20 protein-coding genes are annotated in these 18,304 nt (G+C 39.6%); 13 read left to right on the forward strand and 7 right to left on the reverse strand.

All coding sequences use genetic code 11. The annotated features are described in order from the left end of the window. Positions 1–8: 8 nt before the first annotated feature. From BUB28_RS02610 to asnB, 8 genes are all read left to right on the forward strand, one after another. Positions 9–416 carry a hypothetical protein gene (locus BUB28_RS02610; protein ID WP_072948414.1) on the forward strand — a complete coding sequence of 136 codons (408 nt, stop codon included), beginning with the start codon at positions 9–11 and terminating at the stop codon, positions 414–416. 94 nt (positions 417–510) lie between these two features. Beyond that, entirely contained in the window at positions 511–960 is a 450-nt protein-coding gene (locus tag BUB28_RS02615; RefSeq protein WP_072948416.1) for a YceD family protein, read from the forward strand. Positions 961–994: 34 nt separating this feature from the next. After that, entirely contained in the window at positions 995–1,180 is a 186-nt protein-coding gene (rpmF, locus tag BUB28_RS02620; protein ID WP_019678749.1) for a 50S ribosomal protein L32, read from the forward strand. Positions 1,181–1,254: 74 nt separating this feature from the next. Beyond that, positions 1,255–2,556 (forward strand): DUF512 domain-containing protein, encoded by a 1,302-nt coding sequence (locus BUB28_RS02625; RefSeq protein WP_072948418.1) that lies wholly within the window; start codon positions 1,255–1,257, stop codon positions 2,554–2,556. Positions 2,557–2,600: 44 nt separating this feature from the next. Continuing rightward, positions 2,601–3,929, forward strand: a complete 1,329-nt coding sequence (gene der, locus BUB28_RS02630; RefSeq protein WP_072948420.1) for a ribosome biogenesis GTPase Der — start codon at positions 2,601–2,603, stop codon at positions 3,927–3,929. Further along, positions 3,929–4,603, forward strand: coding sequence for a glycerol-3-phosphate 1-O-acyltransferase PlsY (gene plsY, locus BUB28_RS02635; RefSeq protein ID WP_072948423.1), 675 nt, complete (start codon positions 3,929–3,931; stop codon positions 4,601–4,603). The genes der and plsY overlap by 1 nt, the downstream gene beginning before the upstream one ends. Positions 4,604–4,631: 28 nt before the next feature. Continuing rightward, entirely contained in the window at positions 4,632–5,624 is a 993-nt protein-coding gene (locus BUB28_RS02640) for an NAD(P)H-dependent glycerol-3-phosphate dehydrogenase (protein WP_072948425.1), read from the forward strand. A 26-nt stretch (positions 5,625–5,650) separates the two neighbouring features. Further along, positions 5,651–7,189: an asparagine synthase (glutamine-hydrolyzing) gene (asnB, locus tag BUB28_RS02645; RefSeq protein WP_072948428.1), complete on the forward strand. Its 1,539-nt coding sequence runs from the start codon at positions 5,651–5,653 to the stop codon at positions 7,187–7,189. 31 nt (positions 7,190–7,220) lie between these two features. Here asnB and surE read toward each other — a convergent pair whose 3' ends face one another. Then, positions 7,221–7,937, reverse strand: coding sequence for a 5'/3'-nucleotidase SurE (surE, locus tag BUB28_RS02650; protein ID WP_072948429.1), 717 nt, complete (start codon positions 7,935–7,937; stop codon positions 7,221–7,223). Between the two features lie 235 nt (positions 7,938–8,172). Here surE and BUB28_RS02655 point away from each other — a divergent pair, with 235 nt between their 5' ends. From BUB28_RS02655 to BUB28_RS02675, 5 genes are all read left to right on the forward strand, one after another. Then, on the forward strand, positions 8,173–9,867 hold the full coding sequence (locus BUB28_RS02655; protein ID WP_072948430.1) for a putative bifunctional diguanylate cyclase/phosphodiesterase: 1,695 nt from the start codon (positions 8,173–8,175) through the stop codon (positions 9,865–9,867). Between the two features lie 179 nt (positions 9,868–10,046). Continuing rightward, positions 10,047–11,093 carry a lysylphosphatidylglycerol synthase transmembrane domain-containing protein gene (locus BUB28_RS02660; protein ID WP_278290340.1) on the forward strand — a complete coding sequence of 349 codons (1,047 nt, stop codon included), beginning with the start codon at positions 10,047–10,049 and terminating at the stop codon, positions 11,091–11,093. Positions 11,094–11,203: 110 nt separating this feature from the next. Further along, positions 11,204–11,731, forward strand: a complete 528-nt coding sequence (locus BUB28_RS02665; protein ID WP_072948433.1) for a MotA/TolQ/ExbB proton channel family protein — start codon at positions 11,204–11,206, stop codon at positions 11,729–11,731. Continuing rightward, a complete protein-coding gene (locus BUB28_RS02670) occupies positions 11,718–12,293 on the forward strand; it encodes a hypothetical protein (protein WP_072948435.1) in 576 nt (191 codons plus the stop codon). Before BUB28_RS02665 ends, BUB28_RS02670 begins: the two co-directional genes overlap by 14 nt. Positions 12,294–12,303: 10 nt before the next feature. After that, positions 12,304–12,696 (forward strand): hypothetical protein, encoded by a 393-nt coding sequence (locus BUB28_RS02675; protein ID WP_072948437.1) that lies wholly within the window; start codon positions 12,304–12,306, stop codon positions 12,694–12,696. A gap of 36 nt (positions 12,697–12,732) precedes the next feature. Here the strand turns inward: BUB28_RS02675 and BUB28_RS02680 are convergent, their stop codons facing one another. From BUB28_RS02680 to thyX, 6 genes are read right to left on the reverse strand one after another with little or no spacing between them, the layout of a single operon-like run. Beyond that, entirely contained in the window at positions 12,733–13,950 is a 1,218-nt protein-coding gene (locus tag BUB28_RS02680; RefSeq protein ID WP_072948439.1) for a peptidase U32 family protein, read from the reverse strand. Continuing rightward, a complete protein-coding gene (gene mltG, locus BUB28_RS02685) occupies positions 13,943–15,418 on the reverse strand; it encodes an endolytic transglycosylase MltG (protein WP_072948442.1) in 1,476 nt (491 codons plus the stop codon). The genes BUB28_RS02680 and mltG overlap by 8 nt, the downstream gene beginning before the upstream one ends. Further along, the gene (locus BUB28_RS02690) at positions 15,411–15,971 is read right to left on the reverse strand and encodes a 5-formyltetrahydrofolate cyclo-ligase (protein ID WP_242939917.1); all 561 of its coding nucleotides are present in this window, start codon (positions 15,969–15,971) and stop codon (positions 15,411–15,413) included. The genes mltG and BUB28_RS02690 overlap by 8 nt, the downstream gene beginning before the upstream one ends. A 1-nt stretch (position 15,972) precedes the next feature. Beyond that, positions 15,973–16,515, reverse strand: a complete 543-nt coding sequence (locus BUB28_RS02695; protein WP_072948447.1) for a DJ-1 family glyoxalase III — start codon at positions 16,513–16,515, stop codon at positions 15,973–15,975. A 13-nt stretch (positions 16,516–16,528) separates the two neighbouring features. Then, on the reverse strand, positions 16,529–17,419 hold the full coding sequence (locus tag BUB28_RS02700) for a DUF2156 domain-containing protein (protein WP_072948449.1): 891 nt from the start codon (positions 17,417–17,419) through the stop codon (positions 16,529–16,531). A 15-nt stretch (positions 17,420–17,434) separates the two neighbouring features. Continuing rightward, a complete protein-coding gene (gene thyX / locus BUB28_RS02705; RefSeq protein WP_072948451.1) occupies positions 17,435–18,205 on the reverse strand; it encodes an FAD-dependent thymidylate synthase in 771 nt (256 codons plus the stop codon). Positions 18,206–18,304: the final 99 nt, after the last annotated feature.

The raw sequence follows: 18,304 nt of genomic DNA on the forward strand, positions 1-18,304 counted from the left end.
AGTAAATTATGATTAAACTTATTACAGGAAAAAAAGGCACAGGCAAAACAAAGATACTCATCGATAAGATCAATGATGCTGTAAAGTCAACAAACGGCAATCTTGTTTGCATCGAAAAGGGTGACAATATCAGACGTTCTATCAGCTTCAGAGTAAGATGGTGCGATACAGAGAGCTTTGCTATCGAAGGTGCAGATGCATTTTATGGCTTCGTTGCAGGTATGCTCGCAGGCAACTATGATATAAAGGACGTTTTCGTTGACGGTATCCTCAAGATCGTTGGCCGTGACTATGATGTTCTCGGCGCACTTTTTGAGAAGCTTGACAAGCTTACAGGCGAAGAGGCTACAATAGTATTCACTGTTTCTGCTGATGCTGCTGAGCTTCCTGAGAGTGTTAAGCAGTTCATTAAGTAATTCTGCGAAAAATTTGAATTTTTTACACTGAACTATTGACATATATCGACGTTTGGTGTATAATATATCTTATGGTGCTCTGAAGGATTGTTGTATGAAGATCAATTTAAAGCAGATATTCAATATTGTCGGAGAGTCAAAGGATTTTTCTTATGAGATCTCCACAGATGAATTTGGTGATATTAAGGGCTATGTTTTTAAATCGCCGGTTAGTCTGAGCGGAAAATTCTATAACAGGGCAGGAGTAGTTTATCTTAACTATTCTGCGTCTTTTGAGCTTCTTCACATTTGTGACAGATGCTTAAAGGAGTTTTCAAGAGATTATGATCTTAGCTTCGACCATATTGTTGTTCCTTCCATAAGCAATGATGATAATGATGATTATATCGTTGCAGATGGTGAGAGCATTGAATTGAATGAAATTGCACTGACTGATATGCTTCTCAGCCTTCCGACTAAAAATCTTTGCAAGGAAGATTGCAAAGGGCTTTGTATGGTATGCGGCTGTGATCTTAATGAGACTCAGTGTGATCATCTTAATTAATCTGAGCTGTGAAGCTCTTTAAGGAGGTGCCAGAATGGCTGTACCGAAGAGAAAAACTTCCAAGGCAAGACGTGATAAGAGACGTAGTGCTGTTTGGAAGCTTGAAGCACCCGCAATGTCAAAGTGTGATAACTGCGGCGCATATAAGGCTCCGCATAAGGTTTGCAAAAATTGCGGATTCTATAAGGGCGTTGAGGTCCTTAAGATCGACGCTGAATAATCGGCTTGATCCGATAAAAGAGAAGGAGAGGAGGAGAGATCCTTCTCTCCTTTTTAAGTGTATGGAGTAATTTTATGGTTAAGATCAACAGCGTTATGCATGGTTCTCCGTGTGATAAGCACGGAATACAGAGCGGCGATAATCTCGTCAGAATAAATGGTCATAACATCAAAGATGTACTTGATTATATGTATTATGCTGCGGATACTGATATTACCCTTGAAATTGAAAGGGATAATGTCCCTTTAACTATACATATCAGTAAGGACGAATATGATGACCTTGGACTTGAGTTTGAAACCTTCCTTATGGACAACAAACAGTCATGCAGCAATAAATGTGTTTTTTGCTTCATTGACCAGATGCCGCCGGGAATGAGAGAAACTCTTTACTTTAAGGACGATGATGCGAGATTGTCTTTTTTGCAGGGAAATTATGTTACTCTTACCAATATGAAACAGGAGGATATCGACAGAATCATTGAAATGAAGCTTAATATCAATGTTTCTGTTCATACTACCAATCCTGAACTGCGTGTTAAAATGATGCATAATCGTTTTGCAGGTGAAAAGTTGAAATTCATCTGGCAGCTTGCTCAGAGCGGCATAAAGCTCAATTGTCAGATCGTCTGCTGTCCCGGGCTTAACGACGGGGACGAGCTCAGACGTTCACTGACTGACCTTGGTACGCTTATGCCGAATATAACAAGTATGGCTGTTGTTCCTGTAGGAGTTACGAAATTTCGCCAGGGACTTTATCCCCTTGTTGGATTTGATAAGAAGGGCGCAGGAGAAACTATCGACATAATTGAAGAATTTCAGCAGATATTCCTCAAAAAATTCGGTACAAGAACTGTTTTTCCTTCAGATGAATTTTATTTAATAGCTGAAAGAGAGCTTCCGCCCATGGAAGCTTATGAAGATTTCTCACAGTATGAAAACGGAGTTGGAATGCTTCGTTCATTGATAGATGAGTTTGAAAAAGCTCTGGATATAGCCGAATGGGAGGGCGGCGAACGCCATGTTTCCATTGCAACAGGCTATTCTGCGTTCGGAACTATAAATATGCTTGCAAAAAAAGCAGAGGAGCAATTTCCAATGCTGAAATGTGATGTTTACCGTATCCGAAATGACTTTTTCGGTGATACTATCACTGTTACCGGACTTATAACCGCTCAGGATCTTATTGCACAGTTGAGCGGCAAGGAGCTTGGTGATAATCTTCTGTTGTCTCAGGCTATGGTAAGACGAGATTCAGATGTTTTTCTTGATGATCTGACAATAGATGATGTTGAGAAAGCACTAAATGTTAAAATACGAACTACGCCAAGCGACGGCTATGAGTTGCTTGACGCTATAATGGGAATTGAATATTAGTTGTGGAATGTCACACTTTAAGATATGAAAGGGGAGAGAAAAATATGTCATTACCGATAGTTGCAGTTGTTGGCAGACCTAATGTTGGTAAGTCAACTCTTTTTAATAAACTTATAGGACAGCGACTGTCAATAGTTGAGGATACTCCCGGTGTTACGCGTGATAGAATTTATTCTAAATGTGAATGGCGCGGAAAGGAATTCATGGTCGTTGATACAGGCGGTATTGAGCCTGACAGTGATGATGTTATCCTTGCTCAGATGAGAAGACAGTCTGAGCTTGCTATTGAAAAGGCTGATGTTATAGTTTTCGTAACTGATATAAGATGCGGCGTAACGGCTGATGACTATGCCGTAGCTCAGATGCTGCTCAAAAGCGGAAAGCCAATCGTACTTGCTGTTAATAAGGTGGATAATCTCGGTGAACCTCCTATGGAGCTTTATGAGTTCTATAATCTGGGACTTGGTGATCCATACCCGATATCATCTGTCCACGGTCATGGTACAGGTGATATGCTGGATAAGGTGTACGAATGCCTTCCTGACAGTGAAGAAAAGGAATATGACGAGGATCATATCAAGGTAGCTGTTATCGGAAAGCCTAATGCAGGTAAATCATCGCTTATCAATAAGATCGCCGGTGAGGAGCGCGTTATCGTATCGGATATTGCAGGAACTACCCGTGATTCAACGGATACTGTCATTGAAAATGAATATGGTAAATTCGTATTTATTGATACAGCAGGTATACGAAAGAAATCAAAAGTAACTGAAAAGGTCGAGCATTACAGTGTTCTCAGAGCTTATATGGCGGTTGACAGAGCAGATGTATGTGTTATCATGCTCGATGCAGCCGAGGGCTTTACAGAACAGGATTCTAAGGTCGCAGGCTATGCTCATGAACAGGGAAAAGCCTGTGTAGTTGCCGTGAATAAGTGGGATCTTGTAGAAAAGAATGACAAGACCATGCAGGAGTACAGAACAAAGCTTGAAAATGATTTCAGCTTTATGTCATATGTTCCTTTTGTATTTATTTCTGCTAAAACAGGTCAGCGTATTAATAAGCTTTATGAGCTTATTAAGTATACCTATGAGCAGAACAGCATGAGAATATCAACAGGTATGCTTAATGATGTATTGTCATACGCCACTACAAGAGTTCAGCCGCCTTCGGATAAGGGCAGGAGACTGAAGATATATTATATGACTCAGCCTTCAACCAAGCCGCCGACTTTCGTTACCTTCGTAAATCGTGCTGATCTTTTCCATTTTTCATACAGAAGATATATTGAAAACCAGATCCGTTCTACATTCGGACTTGAAGGTACGCCTGTAAGATTTATAGTGCGTGAGAGAGGGGGAAGTGATAAATAATGAAGGTGTTCTTTTCGATTATTGCAGCCGCAGGATTGGGCTATTTCCTCGGCAGCATCAATTTCTCTATCATTGTTGTAAGAATGATGACCGGAAGGGATATACGTGATATGGGCAGCAAGAATGCGGGACTTACCAATACACTAAGATGTGCAGGAAAAAGCTGTGCTCTTATGACGCTTGTAGGTGACCTTGCAAAGGGTATTATCGCCGTTGCACTGGCAAGAGGCTGTTGTTATTTGCTCCATGCAGGTATGATGCCGGGAAATGATACTCATTATATCGGGTATATTGCAGGATTATTTGCTATAATAGGTCATGTTTTCCCAATATACTATGGATTTAAGGGCGGAAAGGGCGTACTTGTAGGTGCTGCCTCATTCCTTGCTGTGGATTATAAGGTATTCTTAGCACTTATAGCGATTTTTGCTGTTATACTTGCACTTTCAAAGTATGTTTCGCTTGCTTCTATTATTTCGACAACATATTGTCCTATTGCCACATTGCTTATGTCATGGCTTATTGACGGATATTCTTTCGGAAGAAGCTTTATCTATATGCTGTTGTCTCTGCCTATGGCTGCAATGGTAATATGGATGCACAGGTCAAATATTCAGCGTCTTATTGATGGAAATGAGAATAAATTTTCATTCAACAAAATAAATATTAACTGAGGCTGTCAGACGAAAGGAGTGAATTGCTATGGCAAATATAGTTATACTTGGTTCGGGCGGATTCGGGTTAAGTCTTGCTATAATGGCTGAGCATTGCGGTAAACATAATGTTACGGTATGGTCAAAGTTTCAATCAGAGATAGATGATATCCGTTCTCATGGAGAACACGTTCAGAAGCTTCCAGGCGTTCCTGTTTCTGAGAGTATTGCAATGACAAGTGATATTTCATGTATAAAAGGCTGTGATATTCTTGTTTTCGGAATTCCGTCATCTTTTGTACGCGATGTTGCTAAGGAAGCTGCTCCGTATATTGATGATCATATGGTCGTTGTCAATACTGGCAAAGGACTTGAGGAAGGAAGCTTGAAAACTCTCAGTGAGGTGATCTGTGAGGAGATACATACAGAAAAAATGGTCGTTCTCTCAGGACCTTCTCATGCTGAAGAGGTTGCAAGGTGTGTGCCTACTACAGTCGTTGCGGCATCTGTAAATCATGAAGCTGCGGAGTATGTTCAGCGTGAATTCGGTAATAATTTTATGAGAATATACCTTAATGATGATGTTAAGGGCTGCGAGATAGGCGGTGCGCTGAAAAATATAATAGCTCTCTGTGTAGGAATATGTGACGGACTCGGTTACGGTGACAATACTAAGGCTGCGCTTATGACAAGAGGAATACATGAAATTGCCCGTCTTGGAAAAGCCTGCGGTGCTGATGTGAATACATTCAGCGGACTTACCGGCATTGGTGATCTTATTGTTACCTGTACAAGTATGCACAGCAGAAACAGACGCGCAGGTATACTTATTGGTCAGGGCGTATCTCCTGAGGAAGCGGTTGAGCGTGTTGGTACTGTTGAAGGTTATTTCTGCTGCAAGGCTGCATATGAGCTTGCAAGACGTCTTAATGTTGAGATGCCTATAACCGAGCAGCTTAATGAAGTGCTTTTCAACGGCGGAGATGTAAGACTTGCACTTGGTGCTCTTATGAACAGACCACAGATCTATGAAGAAATATAAGTTATACTATCAGAGGTGAATGAAAAGTGATACGTATCTGTGATTACAGAGGACATATTAGAAACTGGCGCGGACTTTGCGAAGAACTTGGCATTGACAATACGCTTTCCCGTGAAGAGCGTGAGAAGGCTATAATTATTAAAGCTTACGAAAAATGGGGCAGAGAAATGGCTGACCATTTTTATGGTATGTTTGCGTTCGGACTTTATGATGATGCAGAGGATAAATATTTTTGTTTAAGAGATCATTTCGGTACAAAGCCGTTTTATTATTATGTAACTGCTGATAACAAGCTTCTTTTCGGCACAAATATCAGCAGTATAATTGGTCAGGAAGGCTTTGTGAAAGAGTTGAATGTAGATATGCTCCAGATCTACATGACTCTTACCTATGTTGCAGGTGAAGATACCTTCTTCAAGGGCGTTAAAAAGCTTATGCCAGGTCATTGGCTTGAATTCAAGGACGGAAAGCTTACTGTCCAGCGTTACTGGACTCCGACATTCAAACCTGATGAAAGCAAGTCTCTTGAGGAGTGGGCAGACGAGATACATGATACTCTGACTAAGATATTCCCTGAGGTAAAGGACGATGATGAAGTTGCAGAATCGTTCCTTTCCGGAGGTGTAGATTCCTCTTATGTTCTCGCAATGTCAGATGCGAAAAGAGCAGATTCATGCGGATATGATGAGGAAAGATTTGACGAATCCCGTGTTGCTGCTAAAACAGCTGAGCTCCTCAATGTAGAGCACAGTGTGGCTAATATACAGCCTAAGGATTTCTTTGATATTGTTCAATTTGTAATGTACAATATGGAGCAGCCTCTCGGCGATGCTTCTGCTATAGTATTCACACTTGGTTGTAAGGCAACTGCTGAGCATACAAAGCTTTGCTATTCGGGTGAGGGTGCAGATGAGTTCTTCGGCGGATACAATATGTATCGCAATGCTGAGCGTTACGGCGATAATCTCAAGACTTTCTATGTTGGTAATACCAATATCATGAAAGAGGACGAGAAGCAGCGTATTTTAAAGCATTATGATCCAAATGTTCTGCCTATAAATCTTGTAAAATACATTTATGATGAGACAGAAGGGCTTGATCCTCTTACAAAGATGTCAGATGTTGATATACAGATATGGCTTGAAGGCGATATCTATCTCAATGTTGACAAAATGAGCACTGCCTGCGGTCTTGAGATACGTATGCCGCTGACTGACAGAAGAATATTTGATATTGCTTCACGTATGCCTTCAAAATACAAGGTGAATGAGGAGCAGAACAAGGTAGCTTTCAGAACTGCTGCTGCTAAGGTCCTTCCCGAAGAAATTGCTTTCAGAAAGAAGCTCGGATTTATCGTTCCGATAAGAATTTGGCTTGCTGATGAGCGCTATAATGCAGATGTACGCGAGAAATTCAACAGCGAGATGGCTGCAAAGTTCTTTGATCTTGATGAGATAAATGCGATATATAAGGACTATGTAGGCGGAAACTCTGATAACTGGCGCAAGGTATGGACTATCTATACTTTCCTTGTATGGTATGAGGAGTACTTCGTAAAAAGATAAAAATTATCCCCTGTGAGTAACAGGGGATTTTTTATCCTATATTTTTTACTATGCTTATTGATATATACTTGTCTACAACTGCTCTAAAATCGGTATCAGGTTCTGTATCTTCGTTGTAATCGCCCTCAACCATAAGTCTTACGCCATTGTTTTCAAGATGTGCAAGTTCTATGTAGTGGTCTCTGAAGAACATACCGTGAGATACCCTGCGGTCTGTAAGTATGCCATTACATTCGTTTAATGGACAGCCTGGAAAGTTTACATTAAATATCTGACCATATCCAAGTTTTTTATTTGCAAGATCAGTAAGTATTTCCGGCAGGTATCTGTCAGAAACTTCATGCAGCTTGTCAGCTTCTTCTGAAAGTGCTATAGATGCTATCCCTTGAAATGAGCCTTCAAAGGCTGCACCTGCTGTAGCAGAATACTGTATATCAGATGCAACGTTGTATCCGTTGTTTAAGCCTGAAAGAACAAGATCAGGTTTATATGGCATAATATTCAGACATCCAACACGAATACAATCGGCAGGAGTGCCGCTGCATGAAAATGCTTTATTAACACCTTCAATGGGGAAATCATGTGGGTAAACATCTATATAATTATGCAGTGAAATACTGTGTGAAGCGGCGCTTCGCTGTTCAAGCGGGGCGACTATCCATACTTCGCCTAATTCTTTTGCAGCTTTAGCAAGCCTTATTATACCGTCTGCATTAATACCGTCATCATTGGTTATCAGTATGCGCATATTATTCCTCCAGGATCTTATTTAATAATATTATACAATATAAAAACAAAAAAGACAAGCGCATACTGAATAAAAGACAGATCTGATGTTATGATACTTGAGAGTTTGAATAGTCAAATTGTAAAGTTTTACTAAATATATTGGAATTTATCTTGAAATAGATACCTAATTATGTTATAATCAGTGTAATAAGGGGAAGTTTTTCTCTATAAATTACTTGGACGGAGTGTTTATAATGGGAAATGAAAAATTATTGGAATACTATAGTTTGTTTGATAAATTATTAATTTCAATGACCAATCTTGAAGGCTTTGATCTTGAATTAATAAAAAAAGCATTGGCTGAACTATGTGAATTCTTTAAGATATCAAAGGGTATCACAGAGTTTTACCAAAGTCCGAGCAACGAGAAAATACACAGAGGCGATATTTTTGTTGGCTATGACAATGGCGAGGAAGGCGTAGAGATAATCAGCAGGCGCATCGTTACTCAAACCGGAGCTGTCGTAAAATGCAGTGTGTACAGGAGCGATAAGCTACCGCCATTGACAGATGATGAATATCATAGAGTAGATATCGTTATGCGTACTGTTTTAAGCTTTATAAGCCGACACAGACTTCAGGGAGCTGTAGAAAAATTTGCATTTTATGATGAATTTGGCTATAGAAATGTAAGGTATTTTATAAGATATCTTGAACAGCTCAATGAAAGAGAGATGCTCATAGGAAGTACAGCTATTTATTATAATCTGCGGCATTTTACTCTTGTAAACCGTGAGATAGGACGCAGTAACGGTGATATTGTTATGCGTAATTATTTCAGCATGATGGAGAAATTGATAGGCGACAGTGGAATAGTATGCCATGTCGGAGGAGATAATTTTGTAGCTGTATTTGAAGATGAGATACTTGATGATGTTCTTGCTATGTTGAAGGGGGCTCCGGTCGTTTATGATTCTGAAAATCAGAAGCGTATAATGGTTTCAGCAAGTACGGGCGTTTTTCGTATGAAAGATGACTTTGTATTTGAAGCTCCCGGAGATGTAATGGACAGGATAATGACATCATCTCAGGCTGCTAAAATGGGCGGTAAGGATAGTATCGTGTTCTTTGACGATAAAATGGAGATCGACAAGGAAAAACGCATGAAAATACAGCAGATGTTCCCGTTGGCGATTAAAAATGAAGAATTCAAGGTTTTTTATCAGCCTAAGATAGATATTGAAACAGGTGAGCTTGTTGGTGCAGAGGCATTGTGCCGATGGTTCAAAGATGGGAGGATCGTACCGCCTATGGATTTTATCCCTGTCCTTGAATACAATACGGATATCTGTAAGCTGGATTTCTATATGCTGGATCACGTTTGCAAGGATATACGCAGGTGGCTTGATGAAGGACGCAAGGTCGTACGTGTCTCAGTAAATCTTTCAAGGAAACATATGATGGACGTAGATCTTCTCGATCATATCATTAAGATCGTTGACAAAAATAATGTACCGCACAAGTACATCGAAATTGAGCTTACTGAAACTACCACAGATGTCGAGTTCAGAGATCTTAAACGAGTTGTTAGCGGACTACAGCAGGCGGGGATATGCACATCCGTTGATGATTTCGGAATGGGCTATTCCTCACTTAACCTTATTCGTGAGGTACCCTGGAATGTTCTTAAAGTTGACAGAAGCTTTTTACCGCTTGATGATGAGAATTCACAAAGTACAAGAAGTGTTATGTTCAAATATGTTGTAGGCATGGCTAAAGAGCTCGGTCTGGAATGTATTGCAGAGGGTGTTGAGACCAAAAAGCAGGTTGAAATACTCAAAAATAATAAATGTCTTTTTGCACAGGGCTTTTTCTTCGATAAACCATTGCCGCTTGATGAATTTGAGCATAGGCTAAAAGACCATAACTATATGATACAGGAAGAATAATCTTAAAAAAATCCCTCGCCTCCCGAATGGGAGGCGTTTTAATTGCCAAAAGAACATAAGATCATTTATGCTTTGAATTGTTAATTTTTAACACGTTATTACGTTTTGTATTGACAAAGAAGGCTTGATGTGCTATAATTTAGGGTGTGCAACTAATAAAATTCCCAATATGCGTGGGGGTGACATTAATAAAAAAAATACTCAAATATGCGTTGAACATAGGGCTTATTCTTGTAATTACGTTCTTTACACTGCACGTTATATTCAAGGGACAAGAGCTTACTGAAATAATTCGTGATCTGCGTATGGCTGAGCCTTTTTGGATAGCTGTCGGTATAGTTACTGCTTTGCTTTTTGTTTCAGGCGAATCTGTCATAATACATTATATGCTCAGGGTTCTTAATCAGAAGATCAGCTTTCTAAAATGTCTGAAGTATTCATTTGTCGGATTCTTTTTCAGTTATATAACTCCTTCTTCCACCGGCGGTCAGCCTGTACAGATGTATCATATGAAGAAGGATAAAATAAATATCGGTTATTCTACATTGATAATGCTGCTTATAACCATTGCATATAAAGCGGTACTTGTTTTGATGGGACTTGGATTTTTGATATTTAATTCCGATGTAGTCGTAAAATATGCTACGGATATGAAATGGCTGATAGTTCTTGGGTTTGCGTTGAATTTGTCATTTATCGCGGCATTGATACTTATATTTTTAAAACCGATCTGGGCAAGAGCTCTTGGAATAAAAGTTGTAGGTCTGCTTACAAAGATCAGGATACTTAAACGCAGAAATAAAGAAAAATATACGGAAAAGCTTATAGGAATATGCGATACATATGCTATGGGTGCTGACTATATAAAGAAAAACCTGTCAGTTGTATTCAAGGTTTTTCTTTTGACGGCTGTACAAAGGCTTTTGCTTTTTTCTGTAACATGGATCGTTTATCGTGCTTACGGACTTGAAGGTACGCGATATATAGATATTATAACCATACAGATAATGATAGCTGTTGCTGTTGAGATGCTTCCGCTTCCCGGAGCAGTAGGTATTTCGGAAGGCTGTTTCCTGCTTGCGTTTACAGAGATATTCGGAATTGGTCTTGTTAAGCCTGCAATGCTTATCAGCCGAGGATTAACATTCTATCTTGTATTATTTGTGGGTGGATTTGTTACATTAGCCGATCGCATTATAAGTTTGAAAAAGGAAAAAAGAAATTAGAAATTTTTATTCAGCTCCGCTTTTTGCGGAGTTTTTTATTGAACAAATTTTGTCAAATATACTTGCAATTTAGAGTTTTATGCTGTATAATAAGAAACAGAGGTGATAATATGAGTATTATTACTAAGCTATTTCAGAGTATTTTTTCATCTGATCTTTATATTGGCATTGCTGCTGTAATTACCGGAATTGTATGTTATAGGGTTAGGCAATGCAGGAAATCAGTAGATAATGAGATATATGACTGGGAAGCAACAAGTGATGATCCCTATAATGTGGATAAGATAGATAAGATATTTGATAATTATCGAAAGATAAATTTTTACTATACCTTTTTTATTACATTGATATCTATTTTTCCATTGCTTGGTATGCTTGGTACTGTTTTTGCTCTGCTTGGACTTGATATGACAAATGCAGAAGCGATCAGCAATGCAAAAAGCAGTTTCTTTGATGCGCTTACATCTACTACATGGGGTATAATATTTGCTATTACATTCAAAATAATCAATTCTATTTTTTTCTCAGATGTCGAAGATCTTATACAGAGACATTTAGCACTTATTAAGAAACTCAGGAAGAGCGGTATTGATCAGTCTCAAAAACGTCGAGGATACGATTATAATGAAGATACGTGAAATAATTCTTGATTTTACATCGCTTCTTGATGTCACGATGATAATTCTGTTCTTTTTTGTGCTTTACAGCTCTATAGATGTGGAGAATGCTTCTGAAAAAGCAAAGGCGGCAGAAGCTTCATACACAGAGCTGCAGGAAGAAAATGAAAGAGAACAGCAGGAATGGCGTGAGAAGGCTTCACAAGAGTGGGAGCGTATACTTACGGCGGATTCCAATGCGGCAGCAAATCAGGAAGCTCTAAGTGCATATAATGAAGGAAGCGGACTTGCTTTTAATCTGCATGAAGTTGAGCGCGGTGATGTATGGTCTTTAAGTGTGCTGTCAGGTAAAAAGAAGCTTGATGAAATAAGCTCTGATGATCAGTACAAGCTAAAGGAAAGACTTAAAGAATGTGTCCAAAAAGCAGGTTATGAAAGCGATGATGTTCTGATCGCTACTTTCACATATGACGGCAGTTCTTATGGAACTGCAAAAGCTGTACCTATTATTGAAAATGCTGTTATAAATTTGCAGCGTGAGTATAAAGGTTTATATTTTACATCTATCAATATATCAAAGTGAGGTAATTAAAATGAAAAAGTTTTTAGGATTTTTATTATTAGCTGCATTAATTGCTTTAGCTATTTGGGCATTTCTTCATTTCAAGGGCTTTGGCGGATTTGGTAAAAATTCGGAAAAGGGCAAAGGCAATGATACTTCGATAAGTGAAACAACAAAGCCAGAAGTTACTACAGCAGAGGACAAGCAGCTTGAAACTGCTGAGATCACAGTTTCCGGAAATGATTATCTTTATAACAATGAGAAGCTCACTCTTGACAAGCTTGTTGCTGAGATAAGCAAGCTTGATAAGAACATCGAAATAACGATCAATTCCGATGATACAGCTGCTAAGAATACAGTTGATGACCTTACGGACAAGCTTGAAGAACTTGGGTATAACAACTTCAAAAAAGCTGATAAGTAAAAAATAAGGCTGATACATTTCGTATCAGCCTTTCTTTTATGTAGTTTCTTTTCGTATAACTGTACCTGCTGGAAAGATTATATCAGACTTGAAAGAGAAATTCATCATAGCATGATTTGCAGTTTCGATCTCTTCGCCGTTTTCGTTATACAGTTTTTCAAGCTTCATTTCTACAGGCTTTTGTGACGGAGCAAGGAGTTCTACCATATCACCTGCGAAGAAACGATTTCTTTGAGTACAGTAAACTGTACCGTTTTCACATTTTTCAACAACGGCAACAACATCATAATTCCTGATATAACCGCTGTTTTCATAATACTGTGATTCTTCCGGAGTACCGAAGAAAAAGCCGTTACAGTATTTTCTGTGGCTTACTTTGTAGACTTCATCTCTTATCCAGTCAGGAAGCACGAAATTATCAGGATCCTTATAATAATGATCCACAGCCATTCTGTAGGCATTTGTTACAACAGCTACATAATAAGCAGACTTTGCACGTCCCTCGATTTTAAGACTTTTAACGCCTACCTGAGCAAGTTTGTCGATATGCTCGATCATGCACATATCTTTTGAATTGAGGATATATGTGCCTTTTTCATCTTCGTAAACAGGGAAGAATTCACCGGGACGTTTTTCTTCCATAAGGTGATAGCCCCAGCGGCATGGCTGAGCACATTCGCCTCGGTTTGCATCTCTGTTTACAAGATACTGTGAAAGTAGGCATCTGCCCGAGAAAGAAACACACATTGCACCGTGTACAAATGTTTCAATATCCAGATCGGGAGATGTTTTAGCGCGTATTTCAGCTATTTCGTCCAGCGAAAGCTCTCGTGCAAGAACTACTCTTTTAGCACCCATATTATAAAGCTCTCGGGCTGTAACGTAGTTGACGATACCCGTCTGAGTGGAGATATGTATCTCCATATCAGGCGCGTATTTTTTTATAAGCATAAGTAAGCCTATATCAGCAACAATAAGAGCATCGACTTTAGCATCTGTTGCTTCTTTTACGAATCTTTCAAAGAATGGTATTTCTGAATTTCTCGGAAGTGTATTACAGGTAAGATAAACCTTTACTCCCTTTGAGTGAGCGGCTTCCACTGCTTTGCAAAGCTGTTCAAACTCAAAGTTGAGCGGCGATGCACGCATACCGAACTGCTTTCTTCCGAGGTAAACAGCATCAGCACCGTAGTTCAGCGCAGCTGCAAATCTTTCTTCATCACCCGCAGGTGCAAGGACTTCAAGCTCATTCATAGTTTTCCTCCGCAGCAGCAGCGGCAGCAGCTTCTGCTTCACGACGTTCCTTTTCAGCTTCCTGATCTGCCTGTACCTGAGCTTGTTTCTGGAGATGTTCATCGTAAGTTACAGAGAAGTAGGTTACTCTTGTATAGATATTAGCGATGAAGTAGAAGTCGTCAGTTTTCATCTTTTCAAGTACAGCGTCGATAGCTTCGATACCGGGGTTGCATATAGCTCCGGGAGGGAGACCTTCGCTCTGGTATGTGTCATAAGCCTTTACGATATCTTTATTAATTACTTCCATATGAGAGCGAATGAGTTCGGAATAGTTCGTAGTCGGGTCAGACTGAAGTTTTCCTGCAGTTTCCTCAGTTTTTTCAAGACGGTTCCAGAAAACGCCTGCAACGTGGTTCATATCCTCTTGGTTATATGTTTCCTTCTGTACGATAGAAGCAAATGTAATGAGTTTATCAAGAGTAAGATTGAGTTTGGACATTTTCTCTAATCTTTCATCTGTCATTTTCTCATTAAAGTTGTAATATATCTTCTGGCAAACCTGTTCAGGATCCATATCCTTTGTAAAGGTATAGGTATCAGGGAAAAGGTAGCCTTCCATACGTGTTTCGGTGAATTTCAGCGGATCGGGTTCCTTTGGAAGGTAATTCTCAAATCTGAAGCTATATCCTGCTGCATTGAAATTAAAGAGGAAATCGTCGGCTTTGCATACGCCTTCTTCTTCAAGCATATCTGCGGCATCATAAAGAGTGATACCTTCCGTAAAAGTGACGGAAACAGCTTCTTTTTTAGCATCTTTTTCAACGCTTGTAAGTCGTTTGATTATAGTTTCATATGCCATGCTCGGGCTTACGAAATGCTCGCCAGCAAGGTAGACATCAGTTGTTTTTCTGAATTTAGTGAAAAGCTGGAAACACTTAGGGGAATTAATTATGCCTTCATCATAAAGGAGTTCTGATATTTCTTTTGTAGTGGCATTTTCAGGAACAATAATAAGCTTTGTATTATCGCTCTTGCCGATGCCAAACATATCTCTACCGAATGCGATTATAACAAGTGAAAGACATATCGAAACGGCAAATATAAACACCGTCAGTATAAGAACGCCCGGTAAACGGCTTCTTTTTTTCTTCTTTTTCTTATGATGAGCATTGTTGCGCTTTATAGCAGCTGAATTCCTTTGCGGAACAGCTTCCTGCATTACAGGTGGGGGAACAGGTCGTTCTGTTCTTTGTGGTTCAGGAGCCTGTTTTCTTTCTGTCGGAACATTCCTTACAGGCATTTCAGGAGCTTTTACGTGAGATACGGTTTTCTTTACAGGGATATCCTGCTTTGTTTCTTCTTTTATCTCCTCTTTTATATCTTCTGATTGTTTTTGTGCCGCCTCTGCTTCAACAGCTTTTTTTGCCTGATCCAGCTGATTCAGTATATCATTGATAACATCATCAGTATTTTTGTTATCAGCCATTGCAGAGCACCGTCCTTTCTTCAGTTACAATAAGATTTACGACCAGATCGTGCTGCATGAGCGGAAGCTGTTGAACGATAAGTTCTTCATATGAGAGAGCAATTTTGAAAATATCAGGATTTTCAGAAATAAACTCATCATAATATCCTCCGCCGTATCCGAGCCTTCCGCCTTCTTCTGTAAAAGCAAGTCCAGGGATTATGCAGACAGTTTTGTCGGTTATAACGGGTTGTGGTAGCGCACTGTCAGGTTCGGGGATACGATACATACCCTCATGGAGATCAGCAACAGATTCTATAAGATGAAAAGTCATTGAACGTTCAGAATCACATTTTGGAAGTGCAACATTTTTACCCATTTCAATAAGCTTATCTATAAGCAGATATGTATCTACTTCTGAACCAAATGAAGCATAAAGCAGAACATTATCGGCTTCTTCTATTTTTTCTTCTGCAAGCAGACGTTCGGTAATATCAAGGTCCTTAGAGACTTTATCACGTATCTCCGCTCGAAGATGAGAAAATTCTTTTCTTAATTCCTTTTTACTATCCATATCAGTCACATAAAATAGCGTTTCGCTGTCTTTGGCTTTCTGCCTTTGAGTGAACTTTTTCTACAAGTTTAAGACCAAAATCAACGGCAACGCCGGCGCCTCTTGCGGTAATGAATATACCGTCCTCAGCAACGCCGCTGTTTCCTATATTTGCGCCATCAAGCTGTGTCTCGAAGCCTTCATAGCAAACTGCTGTCTTGCCTTTGAGAAGTCCTTTGTGTCCGAGTATTGAAGGAGCAGCACATATCGCACCGATAAATTTATTATTTGAAACACAGTGATCTATCGCTGCCTGAACGTATTCGGATTTCTCAAGATTAAGTGTTCCGGGCATACCGCCTGGAAGAACGATCATTTCAAGTTCATCTGTAAGAGGAGCTTCCTGAGCTATCGTATCTGTAACAACAGGTATACCGTGTGAACCTGTGATTATATTATCACCAACACCTACGGTTATTACCTTTTTGCCTGCACGTCTGAGCAGGTCGATAGGAGCGATCGCCTCGGTCTCTTCAAATCCGTTTGCAAGAAAGACGTATATCATTTTTCTTATCCTTTCATTTAAAAGTTACAATATATTTTTTCAGAAGAAATGCAGGGTGGTATGACTGCTTTGCTTTTCGCAGTCCTTCTATCCCGAGATCTTCTTCACGGTTGATATATTTATATTCAGCGGCGGCTTCTTTTGCAAAGCAATTGTTTATACCTGCATAGATGCCGTCGTATTTTGTATCAGCTTTTTCAATATGAACACAGAAAGTCTCGTCATTCAGTTCGTCACCGATAGTGAAAGCAGCAACTTTACCGCCGATACGTATAACGCCGCCTTTAAGTCCCAACTCATGGAAATATGTGAAATAGGTATTTATAGCGTATTGCTCGGCTATATATGAATGATCGTGTTCATATGACTTATTGTTATATTCAATAGTACTGAACGTTATACAGTCATCAAAGTCGTTTTCTGTCATCATGTTGAATTCAGCACCAAGTTCATTGAAATGCGAGAGATGATTTCTCTTACCGTGGTATTTTCTGCCTGAAAGATTTATAAGATCCTGAGCATTATAAATATAATCCCAGTCTCCGTCATCAGTTGATACAGTGAAGCTGTCGGGAAAAGATTCTCTCAGCATTTGCAGAGTATTTTCGGTAATACCTGCAACCCTGAGCGGTTTTCCGAGGGCTTCTGAATATCTTTTCATTTCAGAGATCACTTCGCAGTAGCTGCCTTCGCCCGACGGAAAAAAGAAACGGGGGACACCGTCATCTGATCTGAATGAACAGCAGATGTAAAAATCTTTGAAAAAAGATATTTGCGAGTCACCAAGCCTTCTCCAAGCCATATTGTTGGAAAAACTGTACTCACAGCCCATAAACTGTGACTTTCTTAGTGCAGATGTTATTCTGTCCTTATCCTTGATGTCAATTTCTCTGAATTCAAGCATTGTTCCTCCACTGGATCATTTTGCTTTCATGGCTGAAAAATATTCTTTTACTTCTTTGATTTTTCCACAGGTCATCTTTCCCTCGGGACATTTTCCTTCAGCTACGCATGAAGGACCTGCGTGACTAAAGATATGCGGAGCCACTTCAAGACATTGTTTCAGCATTTCATTTGCAACAGCTCTGATCTCCCACTGTGCGCGATTACAGCAGCGATGACGGAAGAAATTGAAAAGTGAGCGGACATTCATTGTAACAACTATTTTTGTTTCACAGGCATTCGGAAGTATAAAGCGTGCATCTTCATTTGCAAGCTTTGAAGCTTTTGAACGTGCTGTTTTTTCATCAAGTCCTTGTGCAATGAATTCTTTTGTATGCTTTTCGGTAAGGAGCTCGGCTATTTTTGCATAACTGTCTGTTATCTCAGCGATGACCCTGTCGTACTCTGATCTGGCTTCGGGAAGGTCTGCGATAGACGGGGGAGTAATGAACTCAAATCCGTTTTCGTTGACATATCGCTGGCTTTTTTGCGAATATGAAGCTATTCGATGTCTGACGAGCTGGTGAGTACAGGCTCTTGATACACCTTCTATGCCAAAGGTAAACGAAACGTGCTCCATGACGCTTTCATGTCCGATGGACGCGAGCATATCAATGAAGCTTTCTATTTTATCTTCTGTAAGTCCGTCCCTGAGTGTCTCGATATCACTGCTGGAATAGCAGAGCTTTGCAGCCGTTGCGACCAGCTTTTCGGGATCGGGAGTATGTGACAGGAGTTTTACCTTCAAAACAGGACACCTTCCTTATTAATAATAAAGCATATACAATCATTGTATCATTTATTTGTCATTAAGTCAAGGAAATAGCATAAAAATATTTAAGATAAT

This window comes from Ruminococcus flavefaciens (genome assembly GCF_900143025.1).
GTDB lineage: Bacteria > Bacillota > Clostridia > Oscillospirales > Ruminococcaceae > Ruminococcus > Ruminococcus flavefaciens_I.

Bases quoted from the DNA above. Each gene is read 5' to 3' on its own strand.
- BUB28_RS02610 (WP_072948414.1), top strand. From the start codon at position 9: ATGATTAAACTTATTACAGGAAAAAAAGGCACAGGCAAAACAAAGATA.
- BUB28_RS02615 (WP_072948416.1), top strand. From the start codon at position 511: ATGAAGATCAATTTAAAGCAGATATTCAATATTGTCGGAGAGTCAAAG.
- rpmF (WP_019678749.1), top strand. From the start codon at position 995: ATGGCTGTACCGAAGAGAAAAACTTCCAAGGCAAGACGTGATAAGAGA.
- BUB28_RS02625 (WP_072948418.1), top strand. From the start codon at position 1,255: ATGGTTAAGATCAACAGCGTTATGCATGGTTCTCCGTGTGATAAGCAC.
- der (WP_072948420.1), top strand. From the start codon at position 2,601: ATGTCATTACCGATAGTTGCAGTTGTTGGCAGACCTAATGTTGGTAAG.
- plsY (WP_072948423.1), top strand. From the start codon at position 3,929: ATGAAGGTGTTCTTTTCGATTATTGCAGCCGCAGGATTGGGCTATTTC.
- BUB28_RS02640 (WP_072948425.1), top strand. From the start codon at position 4,632: ATGGCAAATATAGTTATACTTGGTTCGGGCGGATTCGGGTTAAGTCTT.
- surE (WP_072948429.1), bottom strand. From the start codon at position 7,937: ATGCGCATACTGATAACCAATGATGACGGTATTAATGCAGACGGTATA.
- BUB28_RS02655 (WP_072948430.1), top strand. From the start codon at position 8,173: ATGGGAAATGAAAAATTATTGGAATACTATAGTTTGTTTGATAAATTA.
- BUB28_RS02665 (WP_072948433.1), top strand. From the start codon at position 11,204: ATGAGTATTATTACTAAGCTATTTCAGAGTATTTTTTCATCTGATCTT.
- BUB28_RS02670 (WP_072948435.1), top strand. From the start codon at position 11,718: ATGAAGATACGTGAAATAATTCTTGATTTTACATCGCTTCTTGATGTC.
- BUB28_RS02675 (WP_072948437.1), top strand. From the start codon at position 12,304: ATGAAAAAGTTTTTAGGATTTTTATTATTAGCTGCATTAATTGCTTTA.
- BUB28_RS02680 (WP_072948439.1), bottom strand. From the start codon at position 13,950: ATGAATGAGCTTGAAGTCCTTGCACCTGCGGGTGATGAAGAAAGATTT.
- mltG (WP_072948442.1), bottom strand. From the start codon at position 15,418: ATGGCTGATAACAAAAATACTGATGATGTTATCAATGATATACTGAAT.
- BUB28_RS02690 (WP_242939917.1), bottom strand. From the start codon at position 15,971: ATGGATAGTAAAAAGGAATTAAGAAAAGAATTTTCTCATCTTCGAGCG.
- BUB28_RS02695 (WP_072948447.1), bottom strand. From the start codon at position 16,515: ATGATATACGTCTTTCTTGCAAACGGATTTGAAGAGACCGAGGCGATC.
- BUB28_RS02700 (WP_072948449.1), bottom strand. From the start codon at position 17,419: ATGCTTGAATTCAGAGAAATTGACATCAAGGATAAGGACAGAATAACA.